We start from the raw sequence: 22,676 nt of genomic DNA, 5'->3' as shown, positions 1-22,676 counted from the left end.
CCATAAGTTTAGGGATTTGAAAAGAACTAATCGTGAAAAGTAAGCGTTAGCGCCTATACGCATCGAATGGGAATAGCTCTTGAGGCTATGCCAGTATTTATCCGTTTAGGATCTCGCGACGTCACGCGAAGCGGGTGAGCACTTACTGTGCCTCGTATCAATCATTGAGCTAGAGCAGATCCTGCGATCGATGAATCGATTGTGAAGTGACGGCGCAGTCCGAAGCTGATTCAACATCCACTTTGGAGAGGTGGGTGATGGCACGAGCGTTGAGCGATGGGATTGGGAGTTTCGACAGCAATCCGTTGGATTGCAAGAGCCAGAGAAGGCGAGCAGACGGCACGAGCACAAGGTTGGCGAATATCCTCAAGCTTGGATACACACGAGGCGTTCGTTATCGAAATGATCGAAGATCGCGAGGACGTGACGCTCGATGAAATGGTCGAGCAGCTTTGCGCGGAGCGGCAGATGCGCATAAGCCGTAGCGCTTAGTGCTTGGCTACGACGCAGCGGCTGGACATTTAAAAAAGTCCGCACATGCATTGGAGCATCGGCCGGATATGGGACCAGTCGGCGCCCTGCTACCCTGGTTCACCCCTGGAGAATGTGCCAACTACTTCAGAGCCGCAGGATATGACCCAAATTGAACAGGATCTGCTCTAGATCACGCGCGCGCTTTCATACTTCGTTTGAATCTGGGCTTGGTGATCGCCTCCGGACGCGAGACGTCCAAAACGATGACCGATATTTTCCCTTCCAACACCGAGGGGAGGTCAGACCGTAGCATCATCTCCAATTCCTCCGCGCTAGCCGGTGATTCTCTCCCGTCGCGTCTTGACGGCGTGCGATATTCAGCTCCAAACCAAAACACGAGATAGACACCATAGCCAAAGGCACCCTCATCCGCGGCGTAACCAGCAAGCTGTTCTTCGGCAGCAGTCCAAAGTTCGGCATTGTAGTGGCGCTTTGCCTCGATCGGCAGGTTTTTTCCAGCATGGGAGAGAAGCAGCACGTCTGCGCGTGTGTTCTCTCCGCGACGTGCTTCGGGCAAGGAGGCCACCACGCCGTATTGCTCAAGCCGGACCCTAAATAGCTCGAGAAGCCGGTCTCGGTCCTCGTTTTCAATTTGTGGCTTGTCGGCCGCGCCATTGTGGTCAGTATTCCAATAGCGTTTCCATGGCATTTCAGTGCCGGTTCTCAAGGTGCTCTTATATCGTTCGATCTCTTCGAGCACGACCGCCACAAGATCTGCCGGGCTTGCCGGCGGCCCCCCCGTGAGGGCCGCTTTCAGTTGAGCGACGGACGGCGAAATGAACTGGTTGTCGCGCATGAGACGTGCGTGTTCTGCCGCTGCATGCGTCAGCAGTGAACGCCAGCTCTGATCAGACGATGCGATGAGGGATTTCAGTTTTTTGCCTGCATCCGGATCACTGGATGCACTCAGATGGTCGATCGCCGCTCGGATGATGCGGCTTGGGCCATCGGGGCGTGCCCAATCCCGCTCTTCCGATGGATAGACCCCAGCCAAGGCGGAGATTCGAAGCCGGTCAAGCTGATCAGGCTGCGGGCAGATTTCATGCAATCGATTTACAAGGTCGCCATCTGGAGCCAATAACGCCGCGCGAATTTCTTCGGGCGTGTGGGACGCTTCGAACTTTTCCGGGTCGAGTATTAGGGCAACGGATTCCCACAGCTGCCTGCTTTGAGCATCCAACTCTCCGGCGAGAGCACTTTCGGTGAGATCGCCCATCTCGATCCTCGGTAAGATCCGCGCTGATGCTGTCAGGGCTTGCCGTAATGCCATCTGCGGTAGATTCGGGCGCGCCTGAAGGAGCCGCTTCAACAAGCCAGAAACGAAGTCCCGCTCTTGCGACGAAGCCAGATGATGGATCGCATCAAGGTCCTGGTCTCCGGCGTCAAGCGCCGAATTCCAATAGCGAAGAATCTGCTCCCTGCCTGAATCGGGATCGCGCGTAAGGCGCTTCACTCCCCAACTGGCAAGCGATGGCTGTTCTTCACCGCTGAAGTAGCTTTGCCGAAGAGCAACGATTGCGATGACCGGCGGACAGTTGCCGATTTCATCGTCCCTTCCAGCGAGGAGCGCCTGGTGAAGGCCTGCAGCGACGACATATTCCTGGACGTAGGATCCATTGGTCGCTTCAGCCTTACCGAGATCGGCGGCGTCGACTTTGATATCGGTATGGATCGCGAATTGGACGAATCCTTCTGCGATCACGGATGCGATCCGGGCGTTGGTGAAGTGCTCGATCTTGGCAAGTGGAACTTCTTTTTTGGAGATGACGGCGTTCCGATAGAGTTCGGACGCCCATTTCAGCGCACCAAACTCGCTCTCCCTGCCGGCAGCGATCGCATTGAGCGTCGGTTCAAGAGAAGCGACATTGTTGGCGCGGGCGGCGTCGGTTTCAGCGAGTTCCTTCGCCTTTCGCTTTTCCTCCTTTTCCTTCCAGCGCTTGTTCGGATCTGTGCGCAGGTCTGCGATGAAGTCCGAAAAGTTCTGTTCCTTTTCCAGCGCCGAGACGATGCGATCCTCCCATAGGGGCCACTGTGAATCACCGCGAACCGCATAGGCTGAAACTTCGTACAATCGCCGGCGTCGAGGGCCAACTGGGGTCTTGCTGGCGAGATCGAGGAGATTCTCAATGAGTTTGTCGTCGGGAACCCTCCGGGCAATTGTGATGTAGTGATTGGTCGCCATCCAAGGCCCTTCCTCGATGGGGCTGCTATCTAGGAGGACAGTGAAAAGCTCGAGTTCGCGCTTTCCCTTGTCGGCATCGATCCAGGCGGCTATCGCTTTGGCAAGCTCCTCCTCAAGCCGATCCCATTCATAGTCGCGTGTGTTCCTGATCCAAGACCAGAGTCGTTTCGCACCAATCTCTAAGTTCGCGTTTATCGCGTCGGCCAGAGACACTTGCATGAAGTGTCGAACTTCCAGCCTGATGCCTCGATCTTCAGTCCGCTTGCGGATGATTGGCTGGTCGAAGAGATCAGGGCGGGGCGCTCTCCTAAGCTTTAAAAGAAGCGAAAAGAGGTTACCGCTTTCCTCGCTCTCGCCGTCTGCGGCCGGCGGCAGGTCGTTGAGGTCTGAAAGCAGGTCAGAAATTTCCTGGTGGGATAGCTCACGCGTGGGGATGTCCGATAGGAGTTCCGCTCTCAAAGAAATCTGATCATAGCTTTTGGTTGTTCGCGATAGTTCCGCGATCAGCGCGCGCCTTGCCGCATCGGGATCCGGGCTTCCTTTGACCCATGCTTCAGCGGCTCTTTGACGTTGCCAAAGGGGGCGGGATGGAGAAAGTGCGATGTCATGCAGTTTGGTCAGCATTCCAGCCAACGGCGGCCCATCGGCGAGCGCCTGGAGGACGGTCAACTGCAAATGGCTTGTGACTTTGCTGTCCAGGATTGATAAGAAGTCGGGCACGAGATCATCGCCAGCCAGGCCACCAAATACCGTGATCGCATCCCGCGAGGAGAGGAAAAACGGGTCGTCCCGGTCAAGGTTGATGAGGATTGCCCTGCGGCCATTGGTGGTAAAGGCGGCCGCGTCGCCATAGGCCAGAACCGTTGCGGCGTCCTGTTCGATCAATCTCAATGCAGCCTTTTCGTCACACCTTTGCGAGAGATGCGCCGCAAACCAGGCGTAAAGACCCCGCAACTCGCTTGGTGCCTTTTGATCGTTACTGGTGATGAGCGCAGTTGCCCGGCTCAAAGGAAAAAGGATGCCTGTCGACTGCCCGGTCACTCGCTCCGCAAGAAAGCGGCCTGCCAGAAATTCTGTGATCGTTCTGTGCGACGGCTCGAAGCTCTGGCCCTCCCCGCGGAATATTGCCGTATCCAGAGAAAAACGCGCCAACTCGGGGTCAATCGGAAGCGATTGGACAATACAAAAGTCTTCCGCACACGATCCAACGGCAAGTGCGTTCGAGCGCCAAAGCGCGCGTGCGCCAGTCGCAAGCAGGTAGAATGATAGCTGCCCTGCTGCATCGATAATATCATCAACCGCCGGCCGCCGATCGGTGACGCGTTCAGGGTCATGCTCGTGAGCAAGCACATAAATGGCTCGGTCGAACAGCTCAAATCGCGTGCTCGGCCATACGCCGCCGGATGCGACAGCCGAGTGGAGCAGCTGCAAGCTCAAGGGGTTCTCAAGGAAGGCGCCGGCCCCGCGAGCGCGTGCGTCCGCAAGGAACCGCTCTGGATCAGTTTCTCCAAGGCCGGACAAGACAATTTCCGCCTCGGTATCGTCCAGCGGCAGAAGGTGCACAACTGTGATTGGCTGGTTTTTCGCGGCTCGCCGCATGGCGAGCAAATCAGCCGCCGCACGCCAATCCTCCGCACGACAAGTAAGCCGCCAACGCGCGACTCCGCTTTGAGTGATTGCATTGGCAAGTTGCAAGAGTTTGTCCTTGCCGTTTTCCCCAGCGCGATATTCGTCCAGCGCGTCAAGATACGCCGTTGAGGAGGTCGCAATCGGGATTCCGTTCATCGCTTCGCGGCAGGTCAGAAGCTCCCCAACTTCCTGACACGCCTCATATTCGAGTGCCGTGGATTTTCCAATTCCCGGCTCGCCGAGCAAGACGAGGTAAGGCATGCCACGCAACTCACTGAGGCGAAGTTCGACGGCTTCGCCCTCACGCACCACAGAAACGCGCCTGTCTAACGGTGTTTTGATCATGTATCTAAGGTAGTATTTGTTGCAGTTGTCGATCAACCGATTCGGCTCTTTTCTCAACAACATTTGGAGGACCGTTTTGAAACGCGATATGGACTTGGTTCGGGATCTTCTTTTGCAGATCGAGGAATTCGACCAGGGTTTCGGCGGCGATGTTGAAATCGAAACCGGGGATCACGAGCCACAAGTAGTTGCCGAGCATCTTCGATTACTTCTCGAGGCCAGGCTAATAGAGGGTGATGCAGTGCCCGATGATCAATACGAGTTTGATCATCTTGTGCCGACTCGACTGACTTGGTCCGGACATGACTTCCTCGAAAGTGTCAGGGATCCGGAAATCTGGAGAAAGACGAAGGAGGGTGCACTATCCGCAAAAGGCTTTATGCTCGATCTTCTGCAAGACCTCGCCAAGGGCTTTCTCAAAAAACAGATTGAAGAGCGGACTGGGATCGCACTCTAAAGCGATCCTCGATCATTACCGCAATCCACGCAGGGGACGACAAAGGATGAAGGTGTTCTGGTCTTGGCAAGCCGACACGCCTGGCGACAGCGGGCGGCACTTCGTCCGCAAGGCGCTTGACGCGGCAGTCGAAAAATTGAAGCAAGGCAACGAGATCGCAGAAGCTGATCGCGAGGCCCTCCATCTCGATCACGATCGGAAAGGCTTGAGCGGCAGTCCCGATCTTGCCCCCGCGATCCTTGCCAAAATCAGAGCTTCGCAGGTCTTCATAGCTGATGTGACGTCGATCGGAATCGTCGACGCAGGTGGGGGCAAAAAAAAGGTTATCAATTCGAACGTAGCGATAGAGCTTGGATTTGCAGCGGGAACCATAGGGGACGACAAGATTCTCATGGTGCAGAACACTTTCTATGGCGGCCGCGAGGATTTGCCGTTCGATTTGCGAGGAAAGGCTGGCCCGCTGCAGTTCAGCCTTGCACCCGACGCTGATGCGAACGAGAAGGTGCGTGTGTCAAAAGCCCTTGCTACCGCGATCACCCAGGCGCTCGTGAGCTATCTGGCTATCGGTCCAGTTTCCAAGCAGCCTGTTGTAAAACCCAAGCACCGATTGAGCATGCATCCCAGTGATTTCGAGGGTGCGACTAATCTGGCTAAGCTAGATCCGAATGGGCCAAATATGCGGATAGTGAGGTTTAGTTCAGATCGGGCAGTCTATCTGCGTTTCCTCCCGGCTGAGCCTTTGCCGAGCCCGCTCACCTCGGCGGGAATGCTTGAGGTTGTTCGAATGCAGCGCTTGGCCTTGCTGGACCCCGATTGGGCTCCCGCGCAGTCCGCGCGCAACCCGACCGGTGCGTCGTATTTTCGGATTCCAGCAGATGAAAGGAAGCGGGCCGTCGCCGCGACACAGCTGATGCCAACGGGTGAAATGTGGGCTCTCTCGAGCCAGTTTTTCGACCGTAAAGCGACGTTCATTGATGTGACCGGTCTAAGGGAGCCCCTCGTTCGCGCTCTTAGGAGCTTTCATGCGGTCTATCTGAACGACCTCGGAGGCTCCGGTAACGTGAAAATCGAGATCGGCGCATTCGGATTGACCGGACTTCGGTGTCATTGGTCGCCGGAAAAGTTTGACGGTCCGTTCTATCACTTTGCTGTCAATCACGAAGCGACGCTCGCTTGGACAGATGTCGATCGCGAGCGCGAGGCAATCGTTGATGCCATTATCTACAAGATTGTAGAGGAGGCGGGTGTACGAGTCACCGTGCCCTACCAAAACAGCATTGGCTGAAGATGCACAAACCCAGCTTTCTCGACCCTCTAGGATCACGTCTGCCAGCGCTGGAACAGAATCTGCTGAAGTTGCGGTCGGCTCAGATGGTGCTGGTGCTTTTCTATGCCGAGCAGCTCAAAGCAAAGGTGCTGTCGCTCATTCAGGGGACTGATAGATTTCTGGCTCTGACAGGGCGGCCAGAACGCGTTCCGAAAGGAACAAAGAACCCGGTCGGAAAGTGTCTGGACGCGCTCCAGGCTGACGGCGCACTGTCGGTTGAAGAGAGCGCTGAAATCAGGAGCCTTATCGACTACCGCAACACTGTAGGCCACGATATCCATGAGCTTGTCGCCGACATCACGATGGAACGTTCCGTCCGTCGATCTTTGGCATTCATGCCTGAACGTTTCGCCCGTTACGATTATGAGGCAGTCGAACGGCTGCAGCATTTTCTGAAATTGCTGGGAGAGCGGCAGAGAACACACCATTTCATCGGCACTCTGAGCTTTGACAGGCTTCAGTTCCATAGCGCCGAGCAAGTTTTCCTCAGAGAGATCAAACTGCTCCACCGGAAGATTGCTGAGCAATGGAAGGCGAGACAGCAACAGATCGATATTTTGAACGCGGAGATACGGTCCGTCGTCATCGAAAATAGAGATACGGATCCACGTCATCCGGCAAACCAGTATGACGATGGTCGGCTGACCAGACGAGGACAAGAAGTGTGTTATCGTTTGTTCGATCAAGGGCTTTCGCCGATGGCTGTTGCGCACCTAATGGGGTTAAAATTGACGACCGCCCGCATCCGACAACGCCGTTGGCTGGATGTCGGTGGTAACAAGCGCCCCCCGGTGAAGTTCTCGACGCTACCGGAGCGAAAATATTATCGGCGCGAAGACAACTGAATCTCTTGTGGAACTCGGTTGTTCGTCAGTGATGGCCAACTCGCAAAGCAGTAGTCGAGCATTTGTTAATAATGCTGCGCGGATAAATACCGCCTGGATTATTTGCGTAGCTTTTTTGCACGAAATTCGCGACTTTGTCTTGCCAGATTCTGTTCCAGCTTTTCGAGCTTGGTAGATGCAGCTTCCGGTATTTTGCTGCGTGGCCAACCATTTGCGGCATGCTCGGCCTGCCTGCAGAAATGCTTGGTGACGAGCATAGTGCGGCCATCGTCCTGGCGAAAATCAAACCCACGCTCAAGCATGTAGTTAGCAGCATCGTCTGCATTCATGCGTGACGTTTCGTAGCAGGATTCATTCCAGTTGTGGTTGCCTTCATGTTCCACGCGGCGTGGATCTAAAACTGGGTATCCGTAATATTCATCAGGGTATCGATATTTAGTGTCGTCCTCGGTAATTCCAAATGTGTTTTTCGAGAGTTCGTCAAGGTAACTGGCCAGATCTGCGGATAGTTCACCATGCGCCGACCGGTAGAGCAAAAATTTATTCTCGGCTTCAATGAAGCCAGGCAAATCAATCACCTTGATCGGTTCGCGGGGTCTGAACTCAATGACGGCCGGTATCGGTGACTGCCTAGGCGTGTTCGCCTTCTGGGTGTCTCTGGCGCTCATTCTTCAGCCTCGTTCGAATCTCTCTCTGAATCGAAGAGTACGACGTTGTGAAACGAATAGAAACGGAGATAGACTCCCCGGACAATATTGTGGCTACTTCAAAGCTTCTTCAGACCTCGCGGGTAATTAAATGTCACAGCACCGTGCTTGCGAGCGCCTGTGAACTTATCTTGCTAGCGACCGGGGGGAAGGTATTGGCTGAGTGAGATTGGCGGGCAGTTCGAAGGTACGATCATACCGCCCGCCGTGCTTGAGTCCCATCAGCAATCCGGGTCGTCCGCCAGTACTCCATCTTCAACAAGAAGAAGCGACACCCTTCACAGGCCGCTGTCTTCGACAACTGGTTGTCTAGAATTCCGTGTTTATCCAGAGAGTAATAATTTCCGAAACGAATTCCTGTACGTCTCTCTGGTTCGACAAAAGAACTTGAGAACTTTCAAACGATGGACTACCTCTTAGGTGGGGACGCAGCAACGTCCTGTCGATTCGACGAAGGCTTCCTGCCATTGCTAACCCATTTGGACTGTATCCACTTCCGTCGGGATCTGTCCTTTCAACATTTGGAGGAAGCCATGCATTTGCACGCCTATCGCCTGCTCAACGATTCCCTCGCCAAGAAGAAGGCAAAAAAGCTTATTGAGATCGCGGGACTCATGGGCTTCACGATAAAATTGTCTCGGGCGCAAGAGCTTGTTGCCCGATTGATGGGCTACGACAACTGGTCCGAGCTCGTGCACATTACGAGGACTAGCCCAGAGCGTGGCGTTCCGGATCAGATGTTGCCACCTAAATCGGTTACATTGCGCAAACAATTTCAGACTGCGCTTCTTGTTGAAGAATTTGCCGTCGATGAATGGGGAGCTGATACCTTAATCAGGGCCTTGGCACCGACTGGCGAAGCTGCTGGCAGTGCAGCCCAGACTGTCGAAAGACTCGGACTGCGTTTGACCGAAGAAGACGATGCGTGGCTTGAGAAGTCGATGGTACTGGTGCGCGCGTTCGACGCTGCCGCGAGGCCGTTGTATTCGTTGGGGACATCGCGAGACGAAGGGCTGACGCATGTGCGAATAGAGAACCTTGTGATGGGCCGCCAACAGTTCCACGGTCGCCGAGTGACAGTTCCGGAAGATATCATAGAATGGGTTGCACGCGGTTTTCCGGAGAATGCACCCTTGGCTGGAGAGGCTTTGGAGCAAGCTGTTCAATACGCAAATGCGGCTCACAGCGCATTTTTTTTGCTGGACACACGGATACGCGCCTTGGGGCCTGCGCCGATGATAGCTCCGATCGACTGGACGTTTATCATGCTGTTTCGGACACGTGTGGTAGCGGGAGCAAACAGTCATTTTACAGCTCTTAGTCCCGAACCTGCGCTTCATATCGGATTTGATTTGCCTAATTTCTTTGTAAATCCGGAAAATGAATGGAACGCCTCCCGTGCCCTGTCACTCCAGCTCGCACTTCGACGTGAATTTCTTGATTCTGGTTGGACAGGGCAAGGAACTGAGTGGGAAGTGACCTTCAGAGATGGAAACTCGTCGAAGGAAGACATCAAGGTGCGGGCTACGTCGGCGGGCGCGGCATGTGCTTGGGCCGCGGCGGCTCGTGGTGCCCTCCGGATTGCCAAGCAGCAGATACCAGGTTCTTTCTCTTTGATTTCGATCGTTGGAGAAAATGGCCATGAAGATCGAGAAACGGCACTTGCTGCGGCGAAAAACGAAACCGTGATACGTCGCGGAAAGCTGATTGATGCGGCTAAGCTGAGAATTCGAGGTCAACGTAAGGTGGCGTGAATATTGGCGATTTCTGGCTGGCGGCCAGCTATGAAACTGGGTTTACCCTATTTTTGAGGCTGCTTTCCAAAGTCGCTATTTCGCTTGCCAGATGGGGTCCGCGATAAACGATGGAGGTTTCATGACGAGCATAGTCGCCCGATCGATGGGCGCTGCACCAGTTGAAGGATCCGACCGCAAGGAGTGCATCATCGACCCAAAGCAGTTTGCTGTGCAATTGTTCTACGGGACGAAGGGCAATTCCGAAACCGGAGAGAAGATTGTCTGCCTCTTCGAATAAATCTGCGTTGCTGGCTTTCCCCCGGGTAAGAACCGGATCCGCATAGACGCTCATCTGAACGCCGCGCGCTTGAGCCGCGCGGATAGCGGGGATCAGGCCGACTTGCTCCATCGTTGCGATTTTGATCCATGGCGACACAATCGCGACGCGCTGTTTTGCCTCTGACAGCGCGCGAAGCATAAAAGCGTCATGCTCAGCGGAGTCCCGCAGCATCTCAACCGCAAACGAACCCTTGGAAAGATCGACGCGAGCTTGTTGCTCAAACACGATCTCGTTTTCGGGACGCTCAAACAGAAAGCGGGCGAGAAGTGAGCGGGGCGTAGCTGGTGCCGCGGCCGCAAACACATCCATGTCGCCAAAAACGAGGAACGCGTCCTTGGCGCGTGACACGGCGACATTCAACATACTGGGAGACTGGTCGATAAATCCGCCGTCCGCATGTTTCGTATAGACCGGGGAAAAAATAACGATCTGCCGCTCGGCGCCCTGAAGGGCATGGACGGTTCCGACTGTGATTCCGGTTTCCTTGCTTACGTCGATCCCAAACTCCCGGCAGGCGGCACGGACTTCAGAAACCTGCCGGCCGAAGGGCGTTACCACGCCAATAATGTCACCTAACGGCTTTTTGTAGCGTTTCTCCAGACTTTCGGCATTGGCTCTTATCCATGCGCCAATCATGCGTGCTTCGAGCAGGTTGTAGCGGCTGCCGCCGGCTGCCTCAGCAATGCCATCGACATGCAGATAGCCCATCGGAGGAATATCCATATCGGCGGATGGACCACGTTTTGGCTGAAGCGTTCCCTGGTAACAAAGCTCATTGCAAAACCGAATAATGTCGTCGTAGCAACGGCGATGTTCGAACAGATAAAGTCCGCGTTCGAGGTTTTCGTAGGGATGGAAACGGCAGGATGATTGAGCCAGGCGCATCACGCTGCCGGTTCTTGACGTTATGCCAACGGCTTCGAGGTTCTCCAGCGCTTCTCCCGCGCGCCCATGGGGTATCAGTCCTGCCTCGGCCAGATTGCCTGCGTCGACAGTGGCGGTCAGCGATGTGATCGGTTCGATCTGCTGCGTATCTCCAATGATCAACGCCCTCTTGGCCAAGGAGAACGACGGACCGGCAATTTCGGGCAGTACCTGTCCCGCCTCATCGACAATCAGAAGATCGATGTAGTTGTAGAGATATTCAGTCTGGTAGCTGCGTCCAACCTTGTCACGACAAGTCATCTTGCCGGGCAGGGTGGCAAATGTCGAAACCGCGCAGGGTGTGATCATCATGCGCATCCGCCAAAGGGCCTCAACCATATCGCGGTCGCTTTCACCTCTTTTATCCTTGCGGACCTTCTCCAGCGCGGGAAGGATCTTTTCCAATTCAAGAAGCCAGCGTCCCTCCCAGTAATGCGTCGCCAGTAGAAACATCAAAAAGCGGATGGTCACATCGGCGTGGCGGTCGAAGTCCAGAATATCAGGATCTGCTTTCTTGCCGCCGATACCACTATATATTGCCTGGAACGCACTGATGTGGTCCCGCAAATTCTTTAGCTCACGTTGCGACTGGTGACAGGTTTCAGCAGCTTGACGCGCCGCGTTCTGCTTATTGGTGACGAAGGTTTTGAGATTTGCTTCGATGCGTTCAAGCCGTGTCTCGTCGAGCAAAGTCCCGTCAACGCCCAATTCGCGCAAGAAAACTCTGGCGCGGATAACGCGCTTTTGCGCAACAAAAGGAAGGAAGCTGAGCGCGGAGGTGAGCCATGGTTCTTTGGCCAGCCAAATATCCCAGAGCTTTAACAATTCGCTTGCCGCCGCCGCAATCGTTTCGCTCTCTACCTTCGCTGCCAATAGCCGCTGAATGGCATTTTCGGGATCGACACCTAGCGTTTGGCGGATCTTGGCGCGTGCATTTACAAGATTGCGCCAGGTTTCATCAGCGTCGAAGAGCTTCCGGCTATAATGCTCGATGGTTGCGCGTAGCTGCTTGACCACTGTTTCAACAGTCGGTTGTTTCAAGTGCGGAAATGCGAGTTTTGCGGCGTTTAGATAAGCAATCCTTGCTTTTGCGAGGAATGGAGCCGTTTCTCTCTGCCTGAAAAATGTATCGGTCTGGTACTTTTGCGTTGCCTCATTTTCTTTTGAGAAGGATGCAAGAAAAAAGCCAAAACTGAAGAACTCCGGCAGCCATCGCCCTGCAAAAACTCCGTCTCCTTTCGCAAAATCTTTCGCGAATGCATCAATGATGTTGGTGACAGCCTGATTGTTGGTTGATGCAGCGATGATGAGCGGCGGATTACCACCGGCAAGTGCTGCCTTTATCCACTCTCCTGCAATTGCCGACAGCAACATGGTCGTCTTTCCGGTTCCGGGAGGTCCGTTCACCGCAAGGATTTCACCAGTTCCGGCTTTAGCAAGATGCGCCAGTACTTCTCTTTGCTGGTCGGTGACCGGGAAGGTTTGATTGGAGTGACCCTGCCGATCGCGAAGAAAAAATGGCAGGCTGATGGTGGGCTCAATCTCCCGGATTTTAGTCCTTGCAAAATTGGCGAGCAAAGGTGCGTCCGGCCGTTCTTTGATCAGAGTATCGCTTAGCGTGAGAATCTGGCGAACGGTCTGTGAGGTATTGGTTGCCAGGCAGATCAGACCGGAGCCGATAGTGGTGTATTCTTTATCACCGTGGGGCCAGTCTGCTCCAACCTCTTCCATCATCTTTTTCCAGTAGACCTGGTATGCGGACCACATGGCGGGGTCCGCAGGATTGGCCTCAAATGGCTTCATGGTAAGAAAGCGATCGAAGTCGCGCATGTTTCCGATGGAAAATCCACCACCAAGAAGAGGATCAAGGACATCGCGGGCGATCCGGGTGTGGCCGGGTACGAGGCGGCCTTCACGATCGACCAATGCGTCAGTCAGAATAGGGGCAACCTCAGCTGGCAATCCGTCGTTTTTGCCTGCCCCACGATCAAGCATCCTGCGAACGTGCAGTGGCCTGTACAGCACTTCGACCTGCTTGAGGGTGTCCGGTTTATCTTTGAAAAGTGCGTCGATCGTTTCCTGAGACAGTCGTCCGGTTCGTGCTTCCTCGGACGAGACCGTCTGAAACTCTTTGCTTGCCTTCGTTGTCAGGCAAGCATCCCGTGATGCACTGTCGGCCACTGCGGCGCGCCAGTATTTCAGAACGGACAGATTGGCTTTCATATTGTTGCCTCAAGCAGATGCACTTTGTTCTCGCTGGAGCCCAGCCGCGTAGTCGTAGTGCGCACCTTTGCAATTTACGCGTTAACACTTTGTGTTATGCTCGCCAAAAGCTGGCTGACCAAGCGGAAAACGGCTTCCCCTCATCAAGAACGCAAGAGAATGTTCTTTCAGAGTGACGGATGGATTGCTGAACGCTATCCATCCGGTTGTTCAGGCGGACTGCGAGATTTCCTAAAAGCGGCCGCTCGGCTGATGCGGGCTGAATGTCCAGCTTGGGGTGCAAACCTGCCTTGGTGACTGGAAAAGACGCTAGACCATGGTACACTGTTCCGGGATGTTTCCATCGGTGGATGCTGGCCGTTGGGAGACCTGTCAGGGCGTGGTGGAGCTACGGGGGCGAGGTGCATGCTGCGTCGAGGGGAGATGACGGCATTCAACAGTCATGCCGACGGCATTGGACGTCGAGCGATGCGCCGCTGCCAACTGTTATGGTTTCTCTGTACAATGGCAGTTTTCGGCTTGATTGCTGGCGCAGCCCGGACGGCAGATGACCCTACGTTGCAATTGATGCATGCAGTCGCGAGCGGCAAGACTGAGGAGATCGCGACTCTAGTGAGCAAGGGCGCGAACCCCAACGCAGGCATCAATACCGAGACCGGTACGATTGCCATCGTCAGCGGCAATGATCTGGATGTGAGAAGTGCGTTGTCGCTCTCCACGCTTTGCGGTTGCCCGACGGTCACAAAGGCTCTCCTGGAAGTGGGCGCAGCGCCAAATCCGGAAGATCTTTTCTTCGCAATTTACTTCAACCAGGTGGAAGTAGCCCGAACCATGCTTGCGCGCATGGATCATCAACAGGGTGAGCGGTTGCCACTCATCGCCATACTGCCGATGCGCATGCCAGCAGAAATCTCAGCATCGGTACGCGGGTGGCTCGTTCGGCAGATTTTGACTGGTGATAAATCGGTTCCAGACGCTCTGGCCGATTGGTCCATGGCACTGGCCACCACGTACGCGCCAAATGACAGAGACCCGATCTTCGATCTTTTGTCAGAACTCCTGGCGGCGGGGTATGATCTTGAAGCTCCTTCGATCGGTCATCCCGCCGGAACTGCACGTGAGTTCTCTTCGCGAAATGGCGATATCCTGTTGGCTCGGGTCCTCGCGACCAAAGGTGCGGGCCTTCCATCTGGATGGACCGAGAAGAGGGAAAAGGAGATCCAGTTGGTAGGAGCCGCCCGCGCCGGCAATCTTGCTGGATTGGATATGCTTCTCGGTGAAGGCGTCATGCCTAATGCCGAAGACACCGATGGTAAACATGCGCTGGTCGCGGCATGCTCTTCGAGATATTTCGACATCGCCCAGCGTCTTCTGGATGCCGGCGCCGATCCAGACCTTTTCGCCCAAAAGGAAGAAAGCCCGATGGTCTGCGCGGCAAGAGCAGCGCAGTCGAGCCTAGTCGCCTCCCTGCTGGCCAAGGGCGCGGCACCTGATCGCCTTGACGGTCAGGGCCAGTTTTCCCTTCGCGCCGCCGCACATGAAGGTGCCACCAAGGTGGTGGAATTGCTGCTGAGTCGCGGCGCCAGCCCGCAATTCACGGATACGGACGGGAATACCGCGCTCCATGGCATGATCGCGAGCAGCCAGGGTGCTTGGGGCTCTATGCGCGACCGCCCCATCCACCCTTCGCACCTTGAAACTGTGCGCACGCTCACGGCGGCCGGGCTTGCGCTCGATAGCGTCAACCATCGGGGTGAAACCATTCTTGCCAGCAACTTCGGTCGAGGCGGCGACCGTGAACTCGTGATTGCACTGCTGGACAATGGTGCAAAAGCGACCGACGATGACGTTACACAGGCTATCCGGCAAGAAAACGCAAACTTGTTGCGCATGCTGCTGCCTTCGACCCGCCCACGGCTTCTTTCCTCAAACCTACTGCTCGAGGCTGCACGGGCCTACGACCGAGTTCCCGATCTTTCAATCGCTCTTTTGGAGCAGAATATCGAGTTACCGGAGGGCGAGTTCGAACAAAACTCGCTGCTGCAGAACTTGGCGGGGGGGTCGTCCGAGATCGGGCTTGGTCTGGCTCTGGCACGTGGTCTATCTCTGGCCGCTGATCCAAACAACGAAGCGCTCCAGACGGCCATCCTCAGGGGTAGACCCAAGAACGTCGCACTGCTCGCAAGTAAAGGCCCCAATTTGTCGGGTCAGGATCGTTCGGGTCAAACGGTGCTGCATCGCGTCATCGCCACTGACCTCAAGGGTTCGGAATCCCTTTTAGGGGAGCAACAGCAAGCTTCCATCACAGCCTTGATAGACGCGGGCTTCGTAATCGGAACTAGAGACAGGAGTGGACGCACGGTGGTCGAACGGGCAAACGCAAAACCCGCCACCGCAACAGCGCTCAACACAGCGATTGCGAAAGCGGGCAGCACCGCCCAAGGCATCCATCGTGCCGTCCGCGACAGAGATTTGGTTAAATTGCGCCGCCTCTCGACCGATCCGGTTCAGCGTGAAAGCCTTGATAATCTGTCACGCACACCGCTTGGATTGGCCCTGCAACTTCACGACTGGACCGCAGCACGCATCCTTCTGCGGGCGGGCGCTACCATTTCAGTAACCCCGCGCATTTCATGGCAAAGATCAGATCTCGACTATGCTGGAGAACCGGCGATCGCCAGCGCTTTCGCGGTTCGCCTTCTTACCGGCACCATCATCGACATTCCAGCCGACAGAAGCCATTCGGCGCTGCTCGCCGCTCGCTCCGCCTACGCGGACAAGCAGTCACCTGCTATCGACGATTTCGTCTGGAACCTTAATTGCACGGCGTCACGAACGACCTGTGGCAACGGCATTCCCATGCAAGGCAATACGTCCCGGTTGAGCGATCTGATCGAATCCGTAAGGTCCGACAAAGCACTGGAGACCGAGTTCGGGCTCGTCCAGCGCAATTTGGGGTCGATTCATCCCTCCACTGATATTGATCTGGGGAGCCTCGGGGGACCATCTCATCTCGATTTCGGCGAGATCACCTTTCTGATTACCGGAAAGACAAGCATCAACGGCTGCACGTTCTCCTTCGATGCGCCAGCATGCTCACCGGGGGTTAAGATCCGCAATCCAAATGAACCTACAGGGCTCAGCATGGCCACGGACATGGGCTTTGAGCAGTTGCCGACAGCAACGTTGCGCTATGTACAGGCACAAGGCGCGAGTGGCGTGGTCGGCCCGGGTGAAGAAATTGTTCTGGATCGCAGCATTGGCCCGATCACCGTCGAAATGGAGCAGGTGAGAGCTCGTGTTTTTTCTCTATGGATCGAGATCACGCGCTTTGCCGGTGAGGACGTGACGCCTCTTTCAGTTGAGCCCTCGACGCGCAATCGCATGGATCATTACGCACGGATCCTGCGTTTGCTTCAACAACGCAAGGACCAGCCTGCGAACGACGCCGAACGTGCGACAAACAAGACTATTGCCACCACTATCTCCGCGCTGTCGAACGAAGCCTACCTATCAAACTATCCGGCAGTTGTTCTGGAACTGCTCAGACAGCAAGCACGCGTGGTCGCAAATCTCGATCTTCAGGTCAGACAGATCCAGAACGCGGTCATGGCACAGGCCACCTACACGCCTCAGCAAATCGACGTACTGATTGTGCAGATTGACCGAGTGCTAGCCAATCCCAACACGGGCGACAGGCCGAGCCTGCTTGCAATCAGAGCTGAACTCGTCGCGTTGCGAGCCAGCGCTGAAGCAAGCGGTGTCGCGGTGAACGCCCTGCGTAACACCTTATTCACCGACGCTGACCTGCTCATCGAACTCTACCAGGCGCTCGTCCTGGAATACCGGCAATATGTACCCTCGTCCGACCTCGCCTCTGCTCTGTCGAACGAGGAGCGTACCGCAATCCTCCAACGTGTGGACGGTCGCGATGTCGTCATCGTAGACGGTACAGACGGCACTGGAAAAATTACTCGCCAAGCCTTTGGTCTTCCGGATCCAACACGATGAACAAATTCTGGTCCACGCTGTCGTTTGCCATGATAATCGCCTGGGCGAGTTTCGCGCGAGCCGAGGGGTGCTCGCCGGATTTCGGCGACAAGGCTCTGAACTGGGTGAAAAATGACGTCGAACGTCAGTCACGCGAGCTTTCCAGGACGGATTACATTGGACGGACTTTCAACTATCGGATTGTCGGCTATGAGCGGCTTCATACGCGTCTGGCCGAAATGGAAGCCGATCTTGATACGATAGCGCAGCAGATTCTGGCGCTTGATACGTCAAAGCGTGCCGATGTGGCTCTGGCAGTTGAACGCGAACAGCTTTCCGAACGCCTTCTTACAAAACTGTACCAACTTGCGGCCTGGCTTCAGTCAGTCGAGCAGCAAAACGCATCGCTCCTTGCACCGACCAGTCTTGAGAGCTTTCGCCGCGATGGCCTTGCTGCGGTCGGCCGCGAAACGTTAATCGCGTCCGTCCGCGAATTGGGAGAGTCCAGCGCCAAGAGCCTTGGGGGCCGTTACGGTGTCTACATCGAGGTGACATTCGACAACGACGGCAATCCGCAAAGCGGGCACGCGAATACCACCGCTGGCATGACATCCACCGTTGGCGTCGCTCTCATAAAGACTGGCGACCCCTATGCCATTGCGGCCGGTGCTGTACTCATTATAGGCGGTGCCGTGGTCGATGAAACATGCCGGAGAAAATGGGACGAGCAGCGCGACAGGCTTCGCGATGCCGCACAGCTTCTGCCTTCAAAGCTGATAACCGAACCGGAGCAATGGGCAGCTTTCCAGACCGCGGAGAAAGACTCAATCGCGCTGTTCACAGACAACGGCAAAAACGTTGGCAAAGCTATCGAAGCGCTTGCCTCGCGATGGAAGACGCTGTTCGAGGCGAATGCAGCAAGGGCTGGTGCCGCCGAGGCCGTGCTGACCAGCGCCAAGATCGAAAGCATCCGGACTGACCTTGAAGCCGGGCTCGATCCTGCAGAAATCCGCGGGCAGGTCGCGATCGCCGAAGCCGCCGCCGGTATCGGAAATATCAATGCGGCGATCGCGCGCGGTCGTGTATCGGTGCTCACAAGTTGCCTCGACACCGAAGGAATAAAGGCCGAAGAGGACCAGCGCGACATAGTCCGCTTTTCGCGCGCGCAGTTCGAGGCATTTCGCGCCCAGGCGGCGTTCGTTCCATTACACGCGCTACTCGACAACAGCGATCTCTTGGCCACGACCGCCGCAGCCGAAATTACAGCAGAAGGCCCAACTGGAGCGGGGCGCACTTGCGGAGTGGCCAGCGCTCGCGCAGCGGTAAACACTGCCAAAATTCTAGCGGCTTCAAAGGTTCCTGAAATTCCTCGAGAGTTCGAAGAGATGACGCAGAAGATCTCGTCCATGGCCCTTCGCCAAACGGGTTCGAAGACAAAGCGAACCGACTGGTGAAGAGACGCCGCGATGTTCGCGGCGTCTCCTGGCGTGAGTTACTGCGTTCTTGCACGTCAAGGCTCTGTCTACGCCTGTGGAGGAGGAGGCGCACGTTACGGAGGCGGATTCAACGATAGCGGCGATCCCCGCAGGGACATCCATGGGGGCGCCAACGATGCCGGTTTCGCACAAGACAGCAGACGCCTCTCGACCGAGGTTGATGCAGCAAGCGCAAACATTGATCGCCGTATCCGAGACGCAAGCAAACGTGTAACCGACGCTCGCACCGCGCTGCCGGTGTGGTTGGCGTCGAATTCAGGTGCTCTCAATCGGACCGTTGCAGAAACGCTAAAGGATCAACAAAACGACGGCATCGTGGAACTGGAGTTTCGCGCCAAAGCTGGGCCCCTTCTAGCACGGGTCGATCAGCATCTCAGAGATTTTGCAACAAGTGCTACGGATCTGGCCGCGGTTGCCGATCTCGTGCGTGCTGTCGGTGGTGCAGACATGAGCTTGCCACAGCTACCCCGGAGCGAATTGCCACCCTTGCTGCCCGAGATCATCGGAATCACCGCTGTGGAGACTGCATTCGGTGCCGGTTCCAGCGACATTGAGCGTGAGGCGATGCGGGAAGGCTGGAAAGCGGAGCAGGAACTCAGTGGCGACACGAGAGCGTTGGAACTGTCTCGCGCTCTGGTGTCCGAAGCAGTACGGGCCGGACAAGCGGCGGGAGGCGCAAGCATTCCGATCACCCGTGAACTGCTTCGCGACTCCGCTTCCTTGCGATTTGCAGCGACCGGTCGGCTTGCGCGCGCTGAGATTTCTGTTGTCAAACCTGATGGCACGATTGCACGCGAGCCCCTCAGTAACATCCAGAATCTCCCGGAAAATGCATTACTCAACGTCGCGCGCAACTTCCGGCTGGATCAAGACTATTATCGTACGACAGCGACCGCCTTGCGTAATACACTCGACGCTGGTGCCCCTTATGCCGGGCGCCGGGGAGCCATCCTCGACGTAGCAGACGGTCTTCTTGGTCGTTCGCAAGAAAGTTTTATAGCCGGCGACCTCCCACAGGCGCAAGCCTGGCTTGAGATGGCGCTCGGAACCCTCGACATCGCGACACGTTTTATTCCTGGTGTGGATTGGGGACGGGACGTCTACGAACTGGTAACCGGCCGGGACCTTTTCACCGGGGAAACGTTGAGCACCTTCGACCGTGTGTCAGCACTGATCGGGGTGGTCAGCGCCGGCGTCGGCAACAATGGCCTCCAGGTTTTCCGAGTAATCGAGAAGCTTCCGAACATCCCGACAGACAAATGGGATGAAATCTACGAGTTTGCCCGGACAGCAGATGCGGACACGCTGGACACGTTACGGGTCAGCGAGCATGCCCTGGAGCGGATGGGATCGCGTCATATCAGCACCGACGATATCCGAAAATCGCTCGACAATCACAAACCATTCTGGAACCGCGAGCGGGGCACCTATGTGGCGGTCGGCAATGAACTCAAAGCGGAGGGCCGAGTGGGTGTCGCTGTGAACATTGAAACGGGCGTCGTCACCACAGTCATGCATATGCCCAAGACGAATGCGGAAATTATCGGCGAGACCATCTCGGAAGGCCGCTACAAGGGTGAGAAGCGTTATAAGGACATCCGTCTAGACTGAAAAATCCTTGAAACGCCGGAAAAAACTTGGTTGCCGTCCGTATTGAGGTCGGAAGCTGCACTCTCCAGATTTGCCGACAATGGCCGCTATCGCAATTTGGATCTGATAAGCGGACAGTATGCTCTCAGCCCCAAATCAGTCAGACCATCAAGCCAAGTTCTTGGAGAGCTTAGGGATCTCACTCTGAGGGAACTCTTGAATAACAGTGTCGTTGGTTCAGATCCGCTCAAGAGCACTAAACTTGATAGTGAAACGCTCTTAGCTTTAGCGTCACAGCAGTCGAGGCTATCGCTCTTGCACTGCCTCAGACGCCACCCGCGCGACTGGCGACCAGAAATAGTCAATGATCCGCCGGGTTCCGGTTTTTATTTCGACTGACACCGCCATGCCAGGTGAAAGCGGGCGCATGACCCCATCGACGTTTATCTCTGTCGTATCGAGAGCAATCGTTGCCGGGTAAACAAGGTTTTGCAACCGCTGCACATTCCCGCCCGGCACAACGCTCCTGAACTGCGGGGCGGCCTGTTCCTCCATCGCCTGTGCGTCGGGATTGGGGATGGCGTCCCGTGCCACGGTCTTCACCGTCCCCGTGAGAACGCCATAACGGGTGAACGGGAATGTTTCGACCTTGATGACCGCCGGCTGGCCTGACTTGACGAAGCCGACATCCTGGTTTGCGAAAAACACCTCGATTTCAAGAGGCAGATTGGCAGGAATGATGCGCATGATTTCGGTCTCCGCCGACACGACCTGTCCGGTCGTGGTGATCGAGGAAGCCTGGATGACGCCGTCGGATGGAGCATAAATCGCGGTGGCAGCGAGCCGTTTTTCGGCCTTCACCAGCTCCTGTTGTGCTTCGTCCATCTGCCGGGCGAGATCACCTGACTTCTGGATATTGTCGGCAACGAATGTCGACAAAACCTTGTTCTTTTCGGTCTTTGCAACGGCGAGACTTGCCTGAGCTTCGAGCAACTGTCCTGCGTAGGTCGACAAGGTTGCCTCTTCTTCCCGCAAAGCCTGTGTGGCATCGAGGACATCTGATTTCCTGCCGGCGGCGCGCTCGAGAAGGCCAGATCGCATCGAGACACGCTCCGTCAGCGTGGTGATCAGGTTGGCCTGCGCGCGTGACATGGATTCCAGTCGGTCAATCGATGCCGACTGCAATTGCGTCTGGGCGGCGAGGTTTCTCATCGTCTCCTTGAGTTGTAGGAGGTTCGCCCTCAGGATCGCCGTTTCGCGCAAGCGAATGGTTACTTGCGTATTCGCCGCAAAATCAGGGGCTATATCGACGGCAATATCGGGACCTGCGTTCCAGTCGTGGTTTTCGACGGTCTCAAGTTCCGTCATCCGTCGAACGTGCTCAGCCTGCAAGGCCTCGATCGTCGTCCGCAGGCGAGCGTCTTCCGCCTTGAGTTCGATGTCATCGAGTTTCACAAGAAGATCGCCTGCCTTGACCTCCGTGCCGTTGGCAAAAGGTGCCGAAACCACGCGACCAGAGATCGTCGACTGAACGACCTTGACCCGACCCGAGGGCTGAACTTTTCCCTGTGCGGTCGCAACCACATCGATCCTGCCAATAAAGCTCCAGATCAATGTGGAGGCCGCGACGATACAAACGAACCAGATAAGCGCATAACGGATCGGGGATGCGGGCTTTTCGATAATTTCAAGGGCGGCAGGGAGAAAGTCGCTATAATCGGCGCTGACCTTTGTGTTTGTTGCCCCGGTTGGTACAGGTCGCGTCTTTCCTCTCATTTGCTCGACCCCATCTGCAAATCCCATAGATGCTTGTAGAGGCCGCCATCGCGGGCCAGCAGATCTTCGTGGCTGCCTTCTTCGACGATCCTGCCATCAGCCATGCCGATGATGCGATTACAGCTCCGGATGGTCGCAAGGCGGTGGGCGATGATCAACACTGTGCGGCCCTGAACAATGTGACGCATGTTTGCGAGGATCAGTCTCTCACTCTCATAGTCGAGAGCGCTGGTTGCTTCGTCAAGAATGAGAATGGGCGGATTGACGGACAACGCCCGGGCAATTGCCAGCCGTTGCCGCTGGCCGCCGGAGAGGTTTGCACCGCGCTCTTCAATGACGGTGTCGTATCCCTTCGGAAGCTTGGCAACGAATTCATCTGCGCCTGACAGTCGGGCGAGATTGATGACGGCCGCGCGAGACATGGCAGGATTGGCGATACTGATGTTTTCGTGGATCGTGCGGTTGAACAGCATGTTTTCCTGAAGCACGACGCCGATATTGGAGCGCAGCCAGGCCGGGTTGACATGGGCGATGTCCTGACCGTCGACCATGACCTGGCCGCTGGAGGGCAGATA

At 55.9% G+C, this 22,676-nt stretch carries 12 protein-coding genes and 1 pseudogene; 8 read left to right on the top strand and 5 right to left on the bottom strand.

Features of this window, described 5'->3' with window-relative positions; genetic code table 11:
- Positions 1-279: 279 nt before the first annotated feature.
- A pseudogene (locus DA915_RS29355) lies at positions 280-523 on the top strand (IS630 family transposase); the annotation flags it as partial.
- Between the two features lie 141 nt (positions 524-664).
- Here the strand turns inward: DA915_RS29355 and DA915_RS27085 are convergent.
- Positions 665-4,726, bottom strand: a complete 4,062-nt coding sequence (locus DA915_RS27085; RefSeq protein ID WP_153064602.1) for an NACHT domain-containing NTPase — start codon at positions 4,724-4,726, stop codon at positions 665-667.
- A gap of 40 nt (positions 4,727-4,766) precedes the next feature.
- Between DA915_RS27085 and DA915_RS27080 the strand changes: the two genes are divergently transcribed.
- From DA915_RS27080 to DA915_RS27070, 3 genes are read left to right on the top strand one after another with little or no spacing between them, the layout of a single operon-like run.
- Positions 4,767-5,147, top strand: coding sequence for a DUF2513 domain-containing protein (locus DA915_RS27080; protein WP_107677844.1), 381 nt, complete (start codon positions 4,767-4,769; stop codon positions 5,145-5,147).
- A 46-nt stretch (positions 5,148-5,193) separates the two neighbouring features.
- A complete protein-coding gene (locus tag DA915_RS27075; protein ID WP_107677843.1) occupies positions 5,194-6,432 on the top strand; it encodes a hypothetical protein in 1,239 nt (412 codons plus the stop codon).
- 2 nt (positions 6,433-6,434) lie between these two features.
- Entirely contained in the window at positions 6,435-7,319 is an 885-nt protein-coding gene (locus DA915_RS27070; protein ID WP_107677842.1) for a hypothetical protein, read from the top strand.
- 98 nt (positions 7,320-7,417) lie between these two features.
- Here DA915_RS27070 and DA915_RS27065 read toward each other — a convergent pair whose 3' ends face one another.
- Positions 7,418-7,987 carry a hypothetical protein gene (locus DA915_RS27065; protein ID WP_107677841.1) on the bottom strand — a complete coding sequence of 190 codons (570 nt, stop codon included), beginning with the start codon at positions 7,985-7,987 and terminating at the stop codon, positions 7,418-7,420.
- 572 nt (positions 7,988-8,559) lie between these two features.
- Here DA915_RS27065 and DA915_RS27060 point away from each other — a divergent pair.
- The gene (locus DA915_RS27060; protein WP_153064601.1) at positions 8,560-9,780 is read left to right on the top strand and encodes a hypothetical protein; all 1,221 of its coding nucleotides are present in this window, start codon (positions 8,560-8,562) and stop codon (positions 9,778-9,780) included.
- Between the two features lie 28 nt (positions 9,781-9,808).
- Here the strand turns inward: DA915_RS27060 and DA915_RS27055 are convergent, their stop codons facing one another.
- On the bottom strand, positions 9,809-13,249 hold the full coding sequence (locus tag DA915_RS27055) for an AAA domain-containing protein (protein WP_244600795.1): 3,441 nt from the start codon (positions 13,247-13,249) through the stop codon (positions 9,809-9,811).
- A 423-nt stretch (positions 13,250-13,672) separates the two neighbouring features.
- On the opposite strand from DA915_RS27055, the gene DA915_RS27050 reads away from it, so the two are divergent.
- The 3 genes from DA915_RS27050 to DA915_RS27040 are packed head-to-tail and all read left to right on the top strand — an operon-like array spanning position 13,673 to position 20,346.
- Positions 13,673-17,260: an ankyrin repeat domain-containing protein gene (locus DA915_RS27050; RefSeq protein WP_153064600.1), complete on the top strand. Its 3,588-nt coding sequence runs from the start codon at positions 13,673-13,675 to the stop codon at positions 17,258-17,260.
- A complete protein-coding gene (locus tag DA915_RS27045; RefSeq protein ID WP_107677838.1) occupies positions 17,257-18,693 on the top strand; it encodes a hypothetical protein in 1,437 nt (478 codons plus the stop codon). Before DA915_RS27050 ends, DA915_RS27045 begins: the two co-directional genes overlap by 4 nt.
- 12 nt (positions 18,694-18,705) lie before the next feature.
- Positions 18,706-20,346 (top strand): pre-toxin TG domain-containing protein, encoded by a 1,641-nt coding sequence (locus DA915_RS27040; RefSeq protein WP_107677837.1) that lies wholly within the window; start codon positions 18,706-18,708, stop codon positions 20,344-20,346.
- A gap of 285 nt (positions 20,347-20,631) precedes the next feature.
- Here the strand turns inward: DA915_RS27040 and DA915_RS27035 are convergent, their stop codons facing one another.
- The gene (locus tag DA915_RS27035) at positions 20,632-22,101 is read right to left on the bottom strand and encodes an HlyD family type I secretion periplasmic adaptor subunit (protein ID WP_107677836.1); all 1,470 of its coding nucleotides are present in this window, start codon (positions 22,099-22,101) and stop codon (positions 20,632-20,634) included.
- Positions 22,098-22,676 (bottom strand): ABC transporter ATP-binding protein (locus tag DA915_RS27030; RefSeq protein ID WP_153064599.1); only part of this gene is annotated, 579 nt, incomplete at its 5' end. The genes DA915_RS27030 and DA915_RS27035, both read right to left, overlap by 4 nt.

Origin of the sequence: Agrobacterium sp. LAD9 (assembly GCF_003031125.1) — a bacterium.
Lineage (GTDB): Bacteria > Pseudomonadota > Alphaproteobacteria > Rhizobiales > Rhizobiaceae > Agrobacterium > Agrobacterium radiobacter.
Note: the sequence above shows the minus strand (reverse complement) of the source record. Positions and strands in the feature narration are given on the sequence as shown.